This window comes from Pantoea phosphatilytica (genome assembly GCF_051025615.1).
Classification (GTDB): Bacteria; Pseudomonadota; Gammaproteobacteria; order Enterobacterales; family Enterobacteriaceae; genus Pantoea.
The window spans coordinates 2,062,745-2,076,416 of the sequence record NZ_JBPFDF010000001.1 but is presented as its reverse complement, the minus strand read 5'-3'; the positions used below and the strand labels follow the sequence as shown (position 1 = coordinate 2,076,416).

Genomic DNA, 13,672 nt, shown 5'->3' with positions numbered 1-13,672 from the left:
TGTAACGGCCATCGGAGCGGTAAATATCAGGGCGAAAAGTGAACTTCGCACCACATCACAACTCTAAGCGCATGCTTGCTCAGAATGATGAGATGTGCTGGCAGTTACTTTATGCATTTAGAATTTGGGGAGACATTACCTCGGATGAGCGAGCAGTTAACGGATCAGGTCCTTGTCGAGCGGGTACAGAAGGGAGATCAAAAAGCGTTTAACTTACTGGTGATTCGTTACCAGCACAAAGTGGCGAGTTTGGTTTCACGCTATGTTCCTTCGGGCGACGTGCCAGACGTAGTACAGGAATCCTTTATTAAAGCGTATCGCGCACTGGACTCTTTCCGGGGCGATAGCGCGTTTTATACCTGGCTGTACCGCATTGCGGTTAACACAGCGAAAAATTACCTGGTTGCTCAGGGGCGTCGTCCGCCATCCAGCGATGTGGATGCGATTGACGCGGAAAATTTCGAAAGTGCGAGTGCATTAAAAGAAATTTCGAACCCTGAGAACTTAATGTTGTCTGACGAATTGAAACAAATTGTCTTTCGTACCATCGAGGCGCTACCCGAGGACTTGCGTATGGCAATCACCCTCAGGGAACTGGACGGTCTGAGTTATGAAGAGATCGCCGTCATTATGGATTGCCCGGTAGGCACTGTTCGATCACGTATCTTTCGTGCGCGAGAGGCCATTGATAACAAAGTTCAACCGCTTATCCAACGTTAGTGATAACGGCTACTGGAAGGGTACATAGGCATGCAGAAAGAAAAACTTTCCGCTTTAATGGATGGTGAAACCTTAGACAACGAGCTGTTTTCCGCCCTGTCGAAGGACGCAGAATTACAGAAAAGCTGGGCGAGCTATCATCTGATTCGCGACACAATGCGCGGTGATGTTGGCGAGCATCTGCATTTTGATATCTCTGCGCGCGTTGCGGCGGCCATTGAAAAAGAGCCGCTGCGTACGGTGACTACGCTGATCCCTGAAGCTCAGCCAGAACCTTCCCGCTGGGAAAAAATGCCGTTCTGGAAAAAAGCGCGTCCGTGGGCTGCGCAACTGACCCAGGTGGGCGTCGCGGCCTGTGTTTCTCTGGCGGTCATTGTGGGTGTTCAGCACTACAACCAGCCGCAGGGCAGTGCCACGCAGACATCCGACTCGCCGGTCTTCAACACGCTGCCAATGATGGGCAAAGCCTCTCCGGTCAGCCTGGGCGTACCTTCTGATGCGTTTGATACCAACAGCGCCAATCAGCAGGTGCAGGACCAGCGTCGTCGTGTAAACGCTATGCTGCAGGACTATGAACTTCAGCGTCGCCTGCACGCGGATCAGCTGCAGTTTGAAACCAGTGCGCCAAAACAGGCTCAGGTTGATGTTCCCGGAAACCAATCATTAGGACAGCAGCAGCAGTAATGAAGCCGCTTTGGTATGCTGTTAGCCTGCTGGCAGGCAGTCTGTTCTGGTCATCTGCGGCCCCGGCGCAAACCTCTGCGTCCGGGGCGCTATTGCAGCAGATGGAGCAGGCAAGCCAGAACCTCAACTACGAATTCGCCTATATCAACGTCTCCCGCATCGGCATTGAATCGCTGCGTTATCGTCACGCGGTGATCGATAACCGGATTTTTGCGCAGCTGCTGCAGATGGATGGACCGCGCCGGGAAGTGATCCAGCGTGGCAACGATATCAGCTATTTTGAACCCGGACTCGATCCCTTTTCCCTTCCCGGCACGCACATCATCGATGCACTGCCTTCGGTGATTTTTGCGGATTTCGCCAGGCTCTCCTCCGCCTACGATTTCATCACGGTTGGCCGCTCGCGCATCGCCGATCAGATGTGCGATGTGCTGCGCATCGTGTCGCGTGACGGCACCCGCTACAGTTATGTGGTCTGGCTGGACGTGGACACCAGGCTGCCGCTGCGCATCGATCTGCTCGACCGCGATGGTGAAACGCTGGAGCAGTTCCGTGTTATCAGCTTTGCGGTGGATGAGGGCGTACGCAACCTGATGCAGGGGCTGGAAAAGGCGAATCTGCCGCCATCGCTCTCCGTGCCGAAAGGGGACGCGGTGACGCTCAGCTGGCAGCCTGGCTGGTTACCCGCCGGGATGTCGCTGGTGTCGCAGAACCGTCGTACGCTGCCGGGCCTGAATAAAAATATGGAGTCAAAGCTCTACAGCGATGGACTGTTTAGCTTTGCCATTAACGTGACGCCGGCCGATAAAACCAGTAACACGCAGACATTGCGCACTGGACGTCGTACGGTCCAGACCGTTGTGCGCAATAATAGCGAGATTGCGGTGATCGGCGAACTGCCGCCCTCTACCGCGAAACGCATTGCGGACAGTATTGACCTGGGGTCACAAAAATGATGAGAGAATGGGCCACCGTGGTGGCATGGCAGGATGGTATCGCCACGCTGCACACGGAAGCAAAAACCTCCTGCAACAGCTGCCAGGCCCGTAAAGGCTGCGGCAGCCATATGCTCAACAAGCTCGGCCCGAAGAATGCGCATGTGATGCAGATCGCCAGCAGCAAGCCGCTGCAGCCGGGCCAGCGCATTGAGCTGGGCATTAAAGAGAGCAGCCTGCTCGGATCGGCACTGCTGGTCTACATGACGCCGCTCTTTGGTCTGTTTCTGGTGGCGGGGCTGTTTCAGTCGCTCTTCGGCAGCGACCTGGCGGCCGCCTGTGGCGCGCTGCTGGGCGGCATCGGTGGATTCATCGTCGCCAAAGGCGTGTCGATGAAATTTGGCGATCGCGAAGCCTTTCAGCCCGTCATTCTCAGCGTTGCCTTACCGCCCGATGCGCTGCGTGTTGAAAGCGAAGCGTAACCTGTGTCCAGGCCGCGTACTCCGCGGCCTTTGTCTGTTCTGCCCTGCGCAGATATCTGTTTCGCTTCCACCACGTTCCATTCTTTTATGCGCGGCGTTAACAGTGTAATATGCGTCGTCATTAATGAGGCTGACAGGATTGTGGGTAAAGAGCGATCTTCCTGAATGTGTCTGTGCTCAGATTTTCAACTGAATTTTAAGCGAAGATATCCCAATAAATGAAGCACATAAGAAATTTCTCCATCATCGCTCACATCGACCATGGTAAATCTACGCTCTCTGACCGCCTTATTCAGATCTGTGGTGGCCTCACTGACCGTGAGATGGCTGCGCAGGTTCTCGATTCCATGGATCTGGAGCGCGAGCGTGGCATTACCATCAAAGCCCAGAGCGTGACACTCGATTACCACGCGAAAGACGGCGAAACTTACCAGCTCAATTTCATCGATACCCCGGGCCACGTTGACTTCTCCTACGAAGTCTCCCGCTCACTGGCAGCCTGTGAAGGCGCACTGCTGGTGGTGGACGCCGGTCAGGGTGTTGAAGCGCAGACACTGGCGAACTGCTACACCGCGATGGAGATGGATCTGGAAGTGGTGCCGGTTCTGAACAAGATTGACCTGCCCGCCGCCGATCCCGAGCGCGCCGCGCAGGAAATTGAAGATATCGTCGGTATCGACGCTGCCGATGCGGTGCGCTGTTCCGCCAAGACCGGCGTTGGCGTACCGGACGTGCTGGAACGTCTGGTGCGCGATATTCCGCCGCCGGAAGGCGACCCGGATGGCCCGCTGCAGGCGCTGATCATCGACTCCTGGTTCGATAACTACCTGGGTGTTGTCTCGCTGGTGCGTGTGAAAAACGGCACCATGCGCAAAGGCGACAAGATCAAAGTCCTGAGTACCGGTCAGACCTACAATGCTGACCGTCTGGGGATCTTCACGCCGAAACAGGTCGACCGCACCGAACTGAACTGCGGCGAAGTGGGCTGGCTGGTCTGCGCCATCAAAGACATTCTCGGCGCACCTGTGGGCGATACGCTGACCACCGCGCGTAATCCGGCGGACAAAGCGCTGCCAGGCTTTAAAAAAGTGAAGCCGCAGGTTTATGCCGGTCTGTTCCCGATCAGCTCTGATGACTATGAAGCCTTCCGCGACGCGCTCGGCAAACTGAGCCTGAACGACGCCTCCCTGTTCTATGAGCCGGAAAGCTCAACGGCGCTGGGCTTTGGTTTCCGCTGCGGCTTCCTGGGTCTGCTGCACATGGAGATCATTCAGGAGCGTCTGGAGCGCGAATATGACCTCGATCTGATCACTACCGCCCCGACGGTAGTCTATGAAGTGGTGACCACCAGTGGTGAAGTGGTGTATGTCGACAGCCCGTCCAAGCTGCCGCCGCTGAACAACATCGAAGAGCTGCGTGAGCCGATTGCCGAATGTCACATGCTGCTGCCGCAGGAGTACCTGGGCAACGTCATTACGCTCTGTATTGAGAAGCGTGGCGTGCAGACTAACATGGTTTATCACGGCAAGCAGGTTGCGCTGACCTATGAAATTCCGATGGCAGAAGTGGTGCTCGACTTCTTCGACCGTCTGAAGTCAACCTCGCGCGGTTACGCCTCGCTGGATTACAACTTCAAACGCTTCCAGCCTTCGGACATGGTGCGCGTTGACGTTCTGATTAACAGTGAACGTGTGGATGCGCTGGCGCTGATTACGCACCGCGACAACGCCCCTTATCGCGGACGCGACCTGGTGGAGAAGATGAAAGATCTGATCCCGCGTCAGCAGTTCGACATCGCGATTCAGGCTGCCATCGGCAACCACATCATCGCCCGTTCGACGGTAAAACAGCTGCGTAAAAACGTGCTGGCCAAATGTTATGGCGGCGACGTCAGCCGTAAGAAGAAACTGTTGCAGAAACAGAAAGATGGTAAGAAACGCATGAAGCAGGTAGGTAACGTTGAGCTGCCACAGGAAGCGTTCCTCGCCATTCTGCATGTCGGTAAGGACAGCAAATAAGGATTTCTGATGGCTAATATGTTCGCCCTGATTCTGGCGATAGCGACGCTGATTACTGGCATCGTCTGGGTTATTGATCGGTTCAAATGGGCGCCTGAGCGTCGTGCGAAACAGGCGGCGGCCCAGGCCCAGACCGGTAATGCGCTCGACAGCAAAACGCTGGCGAAGGTCTCTTCTCAGCCAGGCTGGGTGGAAACCACCGCCTCCGTGTTCCCGGTGCTGGCCGTGGTCTTCATCGTGCGTTCGTTTATTTACGAGCCGTTCCAGATCCCGTCGGGCTCGATGATGCCGACTCTGCTGATTGGCGATTTTATTCTGGTGGAGAAGTTTGCCTACGGCATCAAGGATCCGATTACCCAGACCACGCTGATCCCGACCGGTGAGCCAAAACGGGGTGATATCGCGGTATTCAAATACCCGAAAGATCCGAGCCTGGACTACATCAAGCGCGTGATTGGCCTGCCGGGCGACAAAGTCATCTATGATCCTTACAGCAAAACGCTGACGGTGAAACCGGCCTGCACCGATGAAAAAGCCTGCGTGTCGGCGTTAGCGGTGACCTACACTGACGTGGAACCGAGCAATTTTATTCAGACCTTCAGCGGCTTTGATGGCAACGAAACCGGCAACGGCTTCTATCAGGTGCCGCAGGGCGATACGCTGCGCGGCGGACTGCGCCTGGGAACCCGCAAAGAGACCATCGGCAACGTTACGCATGACATCCTGCTGGTTAACGAAGCGCAGAGTCAGGCGGGCATGTATTTTCAGCAGCCGGGTCAGCCGCAGGCGACCTGGGTAGTGCCGAAAGGGCAATACTTCATGATGGGCGACAACCGTGATAACAGCGCCGACAGCCGCTACTGGGGCTTTGTCCCTGAGCGTAATCTGGTGGGTAAAGCGGTCGCTATCTGGATGAGCTTTGAGAAACAAGAAGGGCAGTGGCCAACCGGCGTGCGATTCAGTCGCATCGGCGGTATTCACTAAATTATTGTCTGATTAACAGGCAAATCGGGTGGCCTCCTCAGGGAGGCCACTGCACACCAAACGGAACGTGTTGGATTGCCAGCCCCGTTTGGTATGCAGAGTCACAGACGCAACAAAGAACTGGAATCGCATGAACCCCATCCTGATTAACAAGCTTCAGCGCAAACTGGGCTACACTTTTACTCATTCGGAACTGTTACAGCAGGCCCTGACTCACCGCAGCGCCAGCAGTAAGCACAATGAACGCCTGGAATTTCTTGGCGACTCTATTCTTAGCTATGTGATTGCAAATGCCCTCTATCACCGCTTCCCGCGGGTTGACGAAGGTGACATGAGCCGCATGCGCGCCACGCTGGTACGCGGTAATACGCTGGCGGAGATGGCGCGCGAATTTGACCTCGGCGAGTGCCTGCGTTTAGGGCCGGGTGAGCTGAAAAGCGGCGGTTTCCGTCGCGAATCAATCCTCGCTGATACGGTGGAAGCGCTGATTGGCGGTATCTTCCTCGACAGCAGCATTGAACGGGTTGAGCAGCTGATCCTGGACTGGTATCAGACCCGCCTCGACGAAATCAGTCCGGGCGACAAGCAAAAAGATCCGAAAACGCGACTGCAGGAGTATCTGCAGGGGCGTCATCTGCCGCTGCCCAGTTATCTGGTGGTGCAGGTCCGTGGCGAAGCCCACGATCAGGAATTTACCATTCACTGTCAGGTGAGTGGCATGGCCGAGCCGGTTGTCGGTGTCGGCTCCAGCCGCCGTAAAGCTGAGCAGGCAGCAGCGGAACAGGCGCTGATAAAATTAGGTCTCGAATAGTTCTGCCGGCGTCACGGCGTCCGCTGTGGCGCGATAACACCAGACGCAGAGCTGTCCCGGCGTCAGCAGACGCTGAATGACACACGATTCAAATAGCACTCTTTCGGCGCCCTTTCAGGCGCTGAACAATTCAGGACTCGAATGAGCGAAAACGTTACTTATTGCGGCTTTGTCGCGATTGTTGGCCGACCCAACGTCGGTAAATCCACCTTACTGAACCAGTTGCTGGGGCAGAAGGTGTCGATCACCTCGCGCAAGCCGCAAACCACGCGCCACCGCATCATGGGCATTCACACCGAGGGCGACTATCAGGCGATCTACGTCGATACCCCCGGCCTGCACATGGAAGAGAAGCGTGCCATTAACCGTCTGATGAACCGCGCAGCCAGCAGTTCGATCGGCGACGTTGAGCTGGTGATCTTCGTGGTCGAAGGCACGCGCTGGACACCCGATGACGAGATGGTGCTGAACAAACTGCGCGACAACAAAGTGCCGGTGGTGCTGGCGGTCAATAAGGTCGACAACATCCAGGACAAAACCGTTCTGCTGCCGCATCTGCAGTTCCTGAGCCAGCAGATGAACTTCCTCGATATCGTGCCGATCTCGGCGGAAAGCGGCAAGAACGTCGATACCATTGCGGCGATTACCCGCAAGCATCTGCCGCAGGCCGATCATCACTTCCCGGAAGATTACATCACCGACCGCTCTCAGCGTTTCATGGCGTCGGAGATGATCCGTGAAAAACTGATGCGCTTCCTGGGCGCGGAACTGCCTTACTCGGTGACGGTGGAGATCGAGCGTTTCGTGACGAACGAACGCGGCGGTTACGACATCCACGGCCTGATTCTGGTTGAGCGCGAAGGCCAGAAGAAGATGGTGATTGGCAACAAAGGTGCCAAAATTAAAGTCATCGGCACCGAAGCGCGCAGGGATATGGAAGAGATGTTTGAAGCCAAAGTGCATCTCGAACTGTGGGTGAAAGTGAAATCCGGTTGGGCAGACGACGAACGTGCGCTGCGCAGCCTGGGTTATACAGACGATCTCTGATTCAATGGAAGGCTGGCAACGCGCCTTTGTGCTGCATAGTCGTCCCTACAGCGAAACCAGTCTGCTGCTCGACCTGTTCAGCGAAAACGAAGGGCGGGTGCGGGTACTGGCTAAGGGCGCCCGGTCGCGGCGCTCGCAGCTGAAAGGTGCGTTACAGCCTTTTACTCCGCTGCTGGTGCGCTGGAGCGGGCGCGGTGAAGTTAAAACCCTGCGCAATGCCGAAGCGGTGTCGCTGGCCTTACCGCTCAGCGGCATCACGCTCTACTGCGGTCTTTACGTCAATGAGCTGGTCTCCCGCGTGCTGCAGCAGGAGTTTCCCTTCTCCGAACTCTTCTTCGATTATCTCAACTGCCTTCAGGCGTTAGCCTCCACCCACGGTCAGCCGGAACCGGCGCTGCGCCGCTTTGAGCTGGCGCTGCTCGGTCATCTGGGTTATGGCGTCGACTTCCTGCACTGCGCCGGCAGTGGCGAGGCGGTCAGCGATGAGATGACCTACAGCTACCGCGAAGAGCGCGGCTTTATCGCCAGCCTGGTGGTCGGTCAGCGCAGCTTTACCGGCCGCGAACTGCGGGCCCTGTCTGAGCGGAATTTTCCTGACGCCGCCACGCTGCGCGCCGCCAAACGCTTTACCCGCATCGCCCTCAAACCCTATCTGGGCGGCAAGCCGCTGAAAAGTCAGGAGCTGTTTCGCCAGTTTGTCCCGAAGAAAAAGCCTGAACAGGCAGATGAATAGCGCGGGTCGTACCGCCTGGCGTGGTTTGCGCGGTACACTCAACATCACGATGGAAAAGAAGTGAGGATGGTCATGGCTGAGTTGCTGTTAGGCGTCAATATCGATCACATTGCCACGGTGCGTAATGCCCGCGGCACAAACTATCCCGATCCGGTGCAGGCGGCGTTTATCGCCGAGCAGGCGGGCGCGGATGGCATTACCGTTCACCTGCGCGAAGATCGGCGTCATATCACCGACCGTGATGTGCGTATCCTGCGTGACACCATCCAGACGCGCATGAATCTGGAGATGGCCGTTACCGATGAGATGATCGGCATCGCCTGTGATATCCGCCCCCATTTCTGCTGCCTGGTGCCGGAAAAACGTCAGGAAGTGACAACCGAAGGCGGTCTGGATGTGGCCGGGCAGCAGGAGAAGATGAACGCGGCGGTGCGTCTGCTGAGTGATGCGGGCATTCTGGTGTCGCTGTTTATCGATGCCGACCATCGCCAGATCGAGGCGGCGGTGGCCAGCGGCGCACCCTACATCGAGATCCACACCGGTGCCTACGCCGAAGCACCAGAGGGGCTGGCACGCGACGCCGAGCTGGCGCGGATCCGTCACGCCGCGACCTTTGCCGCCAGCCTGGGGCTGAAGGTGAATGCCGGTCACGGTCTGACCTACCACAACGTGCTGCCGATTGCGGCGCTGCCGGAAATGCACGAGCTGAACATCGGCCATGCCATTATCGGCCGGGCCGTGATGAGTGGCCTGCCGGATGCCGTGAAAGAGATGAAACAGCTGCTGCGTGAAGCGCGTCGCTGATGGCTATTCTGGGACTGGGCACCGACATCGTTGAGATTGAACGCATCGCCGGGGTGATTGAACGCGCCGGTGACAGGCTGGCGCGTCGGGTCCTGAGCGAAGCGGAATGGCAGCAGTATCAGGCCCATCATCAGCCGGTGCGCTTTCTCGCCAAGCGGTTTGCGGTCAAAGAGGCGGCGGCCAAAGCCTTTGGCACCGGCATTCGCGGCGGGCTGGCGTTTAATCAGTTTGAAGTTTACAACGATGAGCTGGGCAAGCCGGGGCTCCGTTTCTTCCAGCATGCGGCGGAAGTGGCGCAGAACCTGGGGGTAAACCGGGTTCATGTCACCCTGGCCGATGAGCGTCACTACGCCTGTGCCACGGTGATTATCGAAAGCTAGCCGTGCAGCAGCACAAACTTCTCCCACAGCGCATCGCGTGATTCGATGTGCTGTGGGTTGGTAATAATGGTGTTGTCGATAGGGCAGACCTGCTGACAGGTCGGCACCTCATAGTGGCCGACGCATTCGGTACAGCGACTGACATCGATTTCATAGATCGCATCGCCCAGTGAAATGGCCTGGTTCGGGCACTCCGGTTCACACATATCGCAGTTAATGCATCGGGACGTAATCAACAGCGCCATCTTTCCCACCTGATAACAACAGAAAAAGCGCGGGTATTATACGCGCTGCCGCTGATCAGACCAGCTTTTTCACCAGCGCCTCGCTGTGGCGGATATGGCTGGAAGCGCGTTCAGGATCGTTCTGCACCAGCGCCATAAACAGCAGATCGGTCAGCGCCAGCTGCGCCGTGGTGGAGGAGATCGCCGCACTGCGGGTGCTCTGCTCTTCGGCCACCGTGTAGAGACAGTAGCTGGCACTTTGCTGCAGCGTATTAGGGGTAAAGCCGGTAAAGGCCACCACGTCGGCGCCCACCTGCGCGGCTTCCTGCGCCGCCAGATTGATCTCTCGCCGCTCTCCGGTATAGGAGATAGCGAGCAGCACGTCGCCAGGCCCCATCGCCTGAACGCTGGCCAGCAGCGCGTGCATGTCCTGCTCCGCGACCGCATTGATGCCGATCTTCATCAGCTTCCAGGAGAAATCTTTTGCCACCAGGCCCGATGCGCCGATGCCCACCAGCAGAATACGCCGGGCATTCTTCAGCAGCTGCAGCACGTCGTTAAGCTTCTCTTCGCTGTTAATATCCAGCGTGGCACGGATCGCCGAAAGTTTTTCGGTCAGCAGCTTTTCGCCCACCATCTTGAGCGGGTCGTCGCTGAGGATATGGTTATGCACGGTAATGGCATCCTTGTCCGCCAGTGACTCACTCAGGGCCAGCTTCAGCGCCGGGAAACCTTTGTATCCCAGTTTCTGGGCAAACTTGACAACGCTTGACTGGCTGACGCCGGACTCTTCCGCCAGCTTCTGCGAACTCAGGTGGCGCGCCCGATCGGGCTGCGACAGTAAAAAATCCGCCAGCCGACGCTCGTTCAATGCCAGACGGGGATAAAGCTGGCGAATGCGCAGCAATGAACTCATGCCCAATCCTCAATATTCAGGGATAATCGGAGAAGAATAAACTATTCATCAGGCATTGTAGTCATCGGAATTAAAAATGACACACATCGCCGAGCCGCCTGATGATGGCTACACTACTCTTAACATCCCGGAATCTGTCTGAAGGAGAGCTGTTTGACCAGGGGAACACATCGTCGCATCGTATTTTTCGACCTGGATGGCACATTGCACCAGCAGGATATGTTTGGCACCTTTATGCGCTATCTGCTGCGTCGCCGCCCGCTCAATCTGCTGCTGGTGGTACCACTGCTGCCGGTGGTGGGGATCGGCCTGCTGCTGAAAGGGCGGGCAGCCCGCTGGCCCATGAGCCTGCTGCTCTGGTCGATTACCTTTGGCCGCTCAGAACAGACCCTGCTGCGGCTGGAAGCCGAATTTGCGCAGTGGTTCCGTCTGCGCGTCAGAGCCTTTCCGGTGGTGCAGCAGCGCCTGACCGAATATCTGGGCAGTGATGATGCCGATGTCTGGCTGATTACCGGATCGCCGCAGTCGCTGGTGGAGCAGGTCTATTACGACTCGGCGTTTCTGCCGCGGGTCAAACTGATCGCCAGCCAGATGCAGCGCGGCTGGGGCGGCCGGGTGCTGTCGATGCGCTGCCTGGGGCATGAAAAGGTGGCGCAACTCGAAGAGAAAATCGGCACACCGCTGCAGCTCTACAGCGGCTACAGCGACAGCAAGCAGGACAACCCGCTGCTCTTTTTCTGTCAGCATCGCTGGCGCGTGACACCTGCCGGTGAGCTGCAACAGCTGGAATAAGTTTCGACACGCAGGAGGAGATCGCTATAATGCGCCGCTTTTCAGTCGCCTGGAGTGGTCTGCATGAAAGAACAAGATGAATACTGGATGCGCCATGCGCTTGACCTGGCACGCCGTGCCTGGGCGCAGGGCGAGGTGCCGGTCGGGGCCGTGCTGGTGCAGAACGATCGGGTGATTGGCGAGGGTTGGAACCGGCCCATCGGCCAGCACGATCCCACGGCGCATGCGGAGATCATGGCGCTGCGGCAGGGCGGTAAGGTGCTGGAGAATTATCGTCTGCTGGATACCACGCTCTACGTCACGCTGGAGCCATGCGTGATGTGCGCCGGTGCGATGGTGCACAGCCGCATCACCCGGCTGGTCTATGGCGCGCACGATATCAAAAGCGGGGCGGCGGGGTCACTGCTGGATGTGCTCGGCCATCCCGGCATGAACCATCAGGTTGAATTACACAGCGGCGTGCTGGCAGAGGAGTGTGCTGCCATGCTGAGCGACTTTTTCCGTATGCGGCGCGAGCAGAAAAAAGCGCTGCGTCAGGCGCAACGCCAGGGTTAGTTCATGGCGATTGTCGGTTCGACCGCCGGATAGCCTCTGGCCAGCTCCGCCTGCGCTTCCGTCTGCCGTGCCAGGCGCTTCTCCTGCTCCTGCAGGTAACCCACCAGACTTATCTGATATTTGCGGATATTTTCGACATAGTTATAGGCTTCGTGCCCGCGCGCGTAGCCATAGGTCGTCTGCGCGTAGTAGCGCTTCTGGCTCAGCATCGGCAGGCGCAGCTTCACATCCGCCCAGCTATCCGGGTTTCCGCCCTGACGCGCCGTCAGCTTGCGCACATCCAGCATATGGGCATAGCCCATGTTATAGGCCGCCAGCGCAAACCAGATGCGCTCATCTTCAGGGATGGTCTGCGGCACCTTCGACATCATATCCTGCAGGTACTGACTGCCGCCGCGAATGCTCTGTTCCGGATCGGTCCGGTCGCCCACGTCCAGACTGTCGGCAGTGTTACGGGTCAGCATCATCATGCCGCGCACGCCGGTGGGCGAGGTGGCCTGCGGATTCCAGTGCGACTCCTGATAAGAGATGGCCGCCAGCAGCCGCCAGTCGATGCTGGTGGCATACTTCTCAAACAGCGGTTTGATGTCGGGCAGCGTATTGTCGATGGCGCGCAGGAAGGTGCGGGTATCGACATAATCGAAGGTGCCGACATGGCCGAGGTATTTCTCCTCCAGCCGCGCCATCGCCCCTTCTTCGCCCATGCCATTAAAGAAGTCGAGCATCGCGGCATTCAGGCTGTCATCGTCGCTGTGACGCACATACCAGGTGACCGGCTCTTCATCAGTTACGTCGAATGCCACCGCCAGTTGCGGATAGATGCGCTGCAGCAGGGCGATCGTCACGGAGTCGCCAATCGTGTAATCCAGCTTGCCGTCGGCCACCGCTTCCAGCAGGGCTTTAGGACTCTGGTCGGTGGCGATCGCCCAGTCCAGGTCGGGGAACTGACTGGAACGCGCGCTCTTAAGCGTGGAGAGATAGGCCGAACCGGAGGCGACCGTGAGCCGCCCCTTTAAATCACCGAGGTTTTTAGGGCGCGGCTTATCCACGCGATAGACCAGCTGCTGCGAAACATTGTAGTAACCCGGCCCGGTCTGATAGCGGGTCAGGCGCTCGCGGTTGTAGTTCAGGCCCGCAGCCAGCACATCGGCTTTGCCATCGTCCAGATCGTCAAACAGGTCGCTCAGGTTAGGTCGAACCGTCACTTTGAGTTTAACGCCCAGATAATCGGCGAAGCGTTTTGCCAGCTCATAATCCATACCGGCCGGAGATCGGTTCACTGTGTAGTAAGTTAACGGGGAATTGATGGTACTGACACGCAGCACTCCCCGTGATTTGATCTGTGAAATCGCGTCCTGACCGCCCCCATACCAGGGAACGGAGGGCCACAGCGCCAACGCAAGCAGCACGGCAACCAGACCGATAAACAGATAATTAAATTTTAGGCGTTTCAAATATTTATCTCTCGCTGGCTCTAAGGCCTCTGTCTTTTAAAGGCAGTATTTATCTTCTTTGAACTCCCAGAGCGAGGGGCATTCTGCGCAACAAAATGACGCTGAGCAACTTTTATAGCAGCTTTTGCACAAA

General features: G+C 57.4%; 16 protein-coding genes. 13 read left to right on the top strand and 3 right to left on the bottom strand.

Features of this window, described 5'->3' with window-relative positions; translation table 11 throughout:
- The first annotated feature begins 144 nt into the window (after positions 1-144).
- From rpoE to acpS, 11 genes are all read left to right on the top strand, one after another.
- Positions 145-720, top strand: a complete 576-nt coding sequence (gene rpoE / locus ACR6AS_RS09935; RefSeq protein WP_111139166.1) for an RNA polymerase sigma factor RpoE — start codon at positions 145-147, stop codon at positions 718-720.
- A gap of 30 nt (positions 721-750) precedes the next feature.
- Positions 751-1,404, top strand: coding sequence for an anti-sigma-E factor RseA (rseA, locus tag ACR6AS_RS09930; protein WP_111139114.1), 654 nt, complete (start codon positions 751-753; stop codon positions 1,402-1,404).
- Positions 1,404-2,360 (top strand): sigma-E factor regulatory protein RseB, encoded by a 957-nt coding sequence (rseB, locus tag ACR6AS_RS09925; protein WP_111139115.1) that lies wholly within the window; start codon positions 1,404-1,406, stop codon positions 2,358-2,360. Before rseA ends, rseB begins: the two co-directional genes overlap by 1 nt.
- Positions 2,357-2,821 (top strand): SoxR-reducing system protein RseC, encoded by a 465-nt coding sequence (rseC, locus tag ACR6AS_RS09920; protein WP_111139116.1) that lies wholly within the window; start codon positions 2,357-2,359, stop codon positions 2,819-2,821. The genes rseB and rseC overlap by 4 nt, the downstream gene beginning before the upstream one ends.
- A gap of 218 nt (positions 2,822-3,039) precedes the next feature.
- Positions 3,040-4,839: a translation elongation factor 4 gene (gene lepA / locus ACR6AS_RS09915; RefSeq protein ID WP_111139117.1), complete on the top strand. Its 1,800-nt coding sequence runs from the start codon at positions 3,040-3,042 to the stop codon at positions 4,837-4,839.
- Between the two features lie 9 nt (positions 4,840-4,848).
- On the top strand, positions 4,849-5,823 hold the full coding sequence (gene lepB, locus ACR6AS_RS09910) for a signal peptidase I (RefSeq protein WP_367395702.1): 975 nt from the start codon (positions 4,849-4,851) through the stop codon (positions 5,821-5,823).
- Positions 5,824-5,953: 130 nt separating this feature from the next.
- The gene (gene rnc, locus ACR6AS_RS09905; protein WP_010257656.1) at positions 5,954-6,634 is read left to right on the top strand and encodes a ribonuclease III; all 681 of its coding nucleotides are present in this window, start codon (positions 5,954-5,956) and stop codon (positions 6,632-6,634) included.
- Between the two features lie 141 nt (positions 6,635-6,775).
- Complete coding sequence (gene era / locus ACR6AS_RS09900; RefSeq protein ID WP_111139119.1) at positions 6,776-7,681, top strand: GTPase Era; 906 nt, start codon at positions 6,776-6,778, stop codon at positions 7,679-7,681.
- A gap of 4 nt (positions 7,682-7,685) precedes the next feature.
- Positions 7,686-8,414, top strand: a complete 729-nt coding sequence (gene recO / locus ACR6AS_RS09895; protein ID WP_111139120.1) for a DNA repair protein RecO — start codon at positions 7,686-7,688, stop codon at positions 8,412-8,414.
- A 72-nt stretch (positions 8,415-8,486) separates the two neighbouring features.
- Positions 8,487-9,218, top strand: coding sequence for a pyridoxine 5'-phosphate synthase (pdxJ, locus tag ACR6AS_RS09890; protein ID WP_111139167.1), 732 nt, complete (start codon positions 8,487-8,489; stop codon positions 9,216-9,218).
- Positions 9,218-9,598 carry a holo-ACP synthase gene (gene acpS, locus ACR6AS_RS09885; protein ID WP_111139121.1) on the top strand — a complete coding sequence of 127 codons (381 nt, stop codon included), beginning with the start codon at positions 9,218-9,220 and terminating at the stop codon, positions 9,596-9,598. Before pdxJ ends, acpS begins: the two co-directional genes overlap by 1 nt.
- On the opposite strand, the gene ACR6AS_RS09880 is transcribed toward acpS, so the two are convergent.
- Both ACR6AS_RS09880 and ACR6AS_RS09875 read right to left on the bottom strand, forming a co-directional pair.
- Entirely contained in the window at positions 9,595-9,843 is a 249-nt protein-coding gene (locus ACR6AS_RS09880; RefSeq protein WP_111139122.1) for a YfhL family 4Fe-4S dicluster ferredoxin, read from the bottom strand. The genes acpS and ACR6AS_RS09880 overlap by 4 nt on opposite strands.
- A gap of 55 nt (positions 9,844-9,898) precedes the next feature.
- On the bottom strand, positions 9,899-10,738 hold the full coding sequence (locus tag ACR6AS_RS09875) for a MurR/RpiR family transcriptional regulator (RefSeq protein ID WP_111139123.1): 840 nt from the start codon (positions 10,736-10,738) through the stop codon (positions 9,899-9,901).
- 153 nt (positions 10,739-10,891) lie between these two features.
- Between ACR6AS_RS09875 and yfhb the strand changes: the two genes are divergently transcribed.
- Positions 10,892-11,530 carry a phosphatidylglycerophosphatase C gene (yfhb, locus tag ACR6AS_RS09870; protein WP_111139124.1) on the top strand — a complete coding sequence of 213 codons (639 nt, stop codon included), beginning with the start codon at positions 10,892-10,894 and terminating at the stop codon, positions 11,528-11,530.
- 63 nt (positions 11,531-11,593) lie between these two features.
- Entirely contained in the window at positions 11,594-12,085 is a 492-nt protein-coding gene (gene tadA, locus ACR6AS_RS09865) for a tRNA adenosine(34) deaminase TadA (RefSeq protein ID WP_434161897.1), read from the top strand.
- Here tadA and mltF read toward each other — a convergent pair.
- Entirely contained in the window at positions 12,082-13,539 is a 1,458-nt protein-coding gene (mltF, locus tag ACR6AS_RS09860) for a membrane-bound lytic murein transglycosylase MltF (RefSeq protein WP_434161895.1), read from the bottom strand. The genes tadA and mltF overlap by 4 nt on opposite strands.
- Positions 13,540-13,672: the final 133 nt, after the last annotated feature.

Bases quoted from the DNA above. Each gene is read 5' to 3' on its own strand.
- rpoE (WP_111139166.1), top strand. From the start codon at position 145: ATGAGCGAGCAGTTAACGGATCAGGTCCTTGTCGAGCGGGTACAGAAG.
- rseA (WP_111139114.1), top strand. From the start codon at position 751: ATGCAGAAAGAAAAACTTTCCGCTTTAATGGATGGTGAAACCTTAGAC.
- rseB (WP_111139115.1), top strand. From the start codon at position 1,404: ATGAAGCCGCTTTGGTATGCTGTTAGCCTGCTGGCAGGCAGTCTGTTC.
- rseC (WP_111139116.1), top strand. From the start codon at position 2,357: ATGATGAGAGAATGGGCCACCGTGGTGGCATGGCAGGATGGTATCGCC.
- lepA (WP_111139117.1), top strand. From the start codon at position 3,040: ATGAAGCACATAAGAAATTTCTCCATCATCGCTCACATCGACCATGGT.
- lepB (WP_367395702.1), top strand. From the start codon at position 4,849: ATGGCTAATATGTTCGCCCTGATTCTGGCGATAGCGACGCTGATTACT.
- rnc (WP_010257656.1), top strand. From the start codon at position 5,954: ATGAACCCCATCCTGATTAACAAGCTTCAGCGCAAACTGGGCTACACT.
- era (WP_111139119.1), top strand. From the start codon at position 6,776: ATGAGCGAAAACGTTACTTATTGCGGCTTTGTCGCGATTGTTGGCCGA.
- recO (WP_111139120.1), top strand. From the start codon at position 7,686: ATGGAAGGCTGGCAACGCGCCTTTGTGCTGCATAGTCGTCCCTACAGC.
- pdxJ (WP_111139167.1), top strand. From the start codon at position 8,487: ATGGCTGAGTTGCTGTTAGGCGTCAATATCGATCACATTGCCACGGTG.
- acpS (WP_111139121.1), top strand. From the start codon at position 9,218: ATGGCTATTCTGGGACTGGGCACCGACATCGTTGAGATTGAACGCATC.
- ACR6AS_RS09880 (WP_111139122.1), bottom strand. From the start codon at position 9,843: ATGGCGCTGTTGATTACGTCCCGATGCATTAACTGCGATATGTGTGAA.
- ACR6AS_RS09875 (WP_111139123.1), bottom strand. From the start codon at position 10,738: ATGAGTTCATTGCTGCGCATTCGCCAGCTTTATCCCCGTCTGGCATTG.
- tadA (WP_434161897.1), top strand. From the start codon at position 11,594: ATGAAAGAACAAGATGAATACTGGATGCGCCATGCGCTTGACCTGGCA.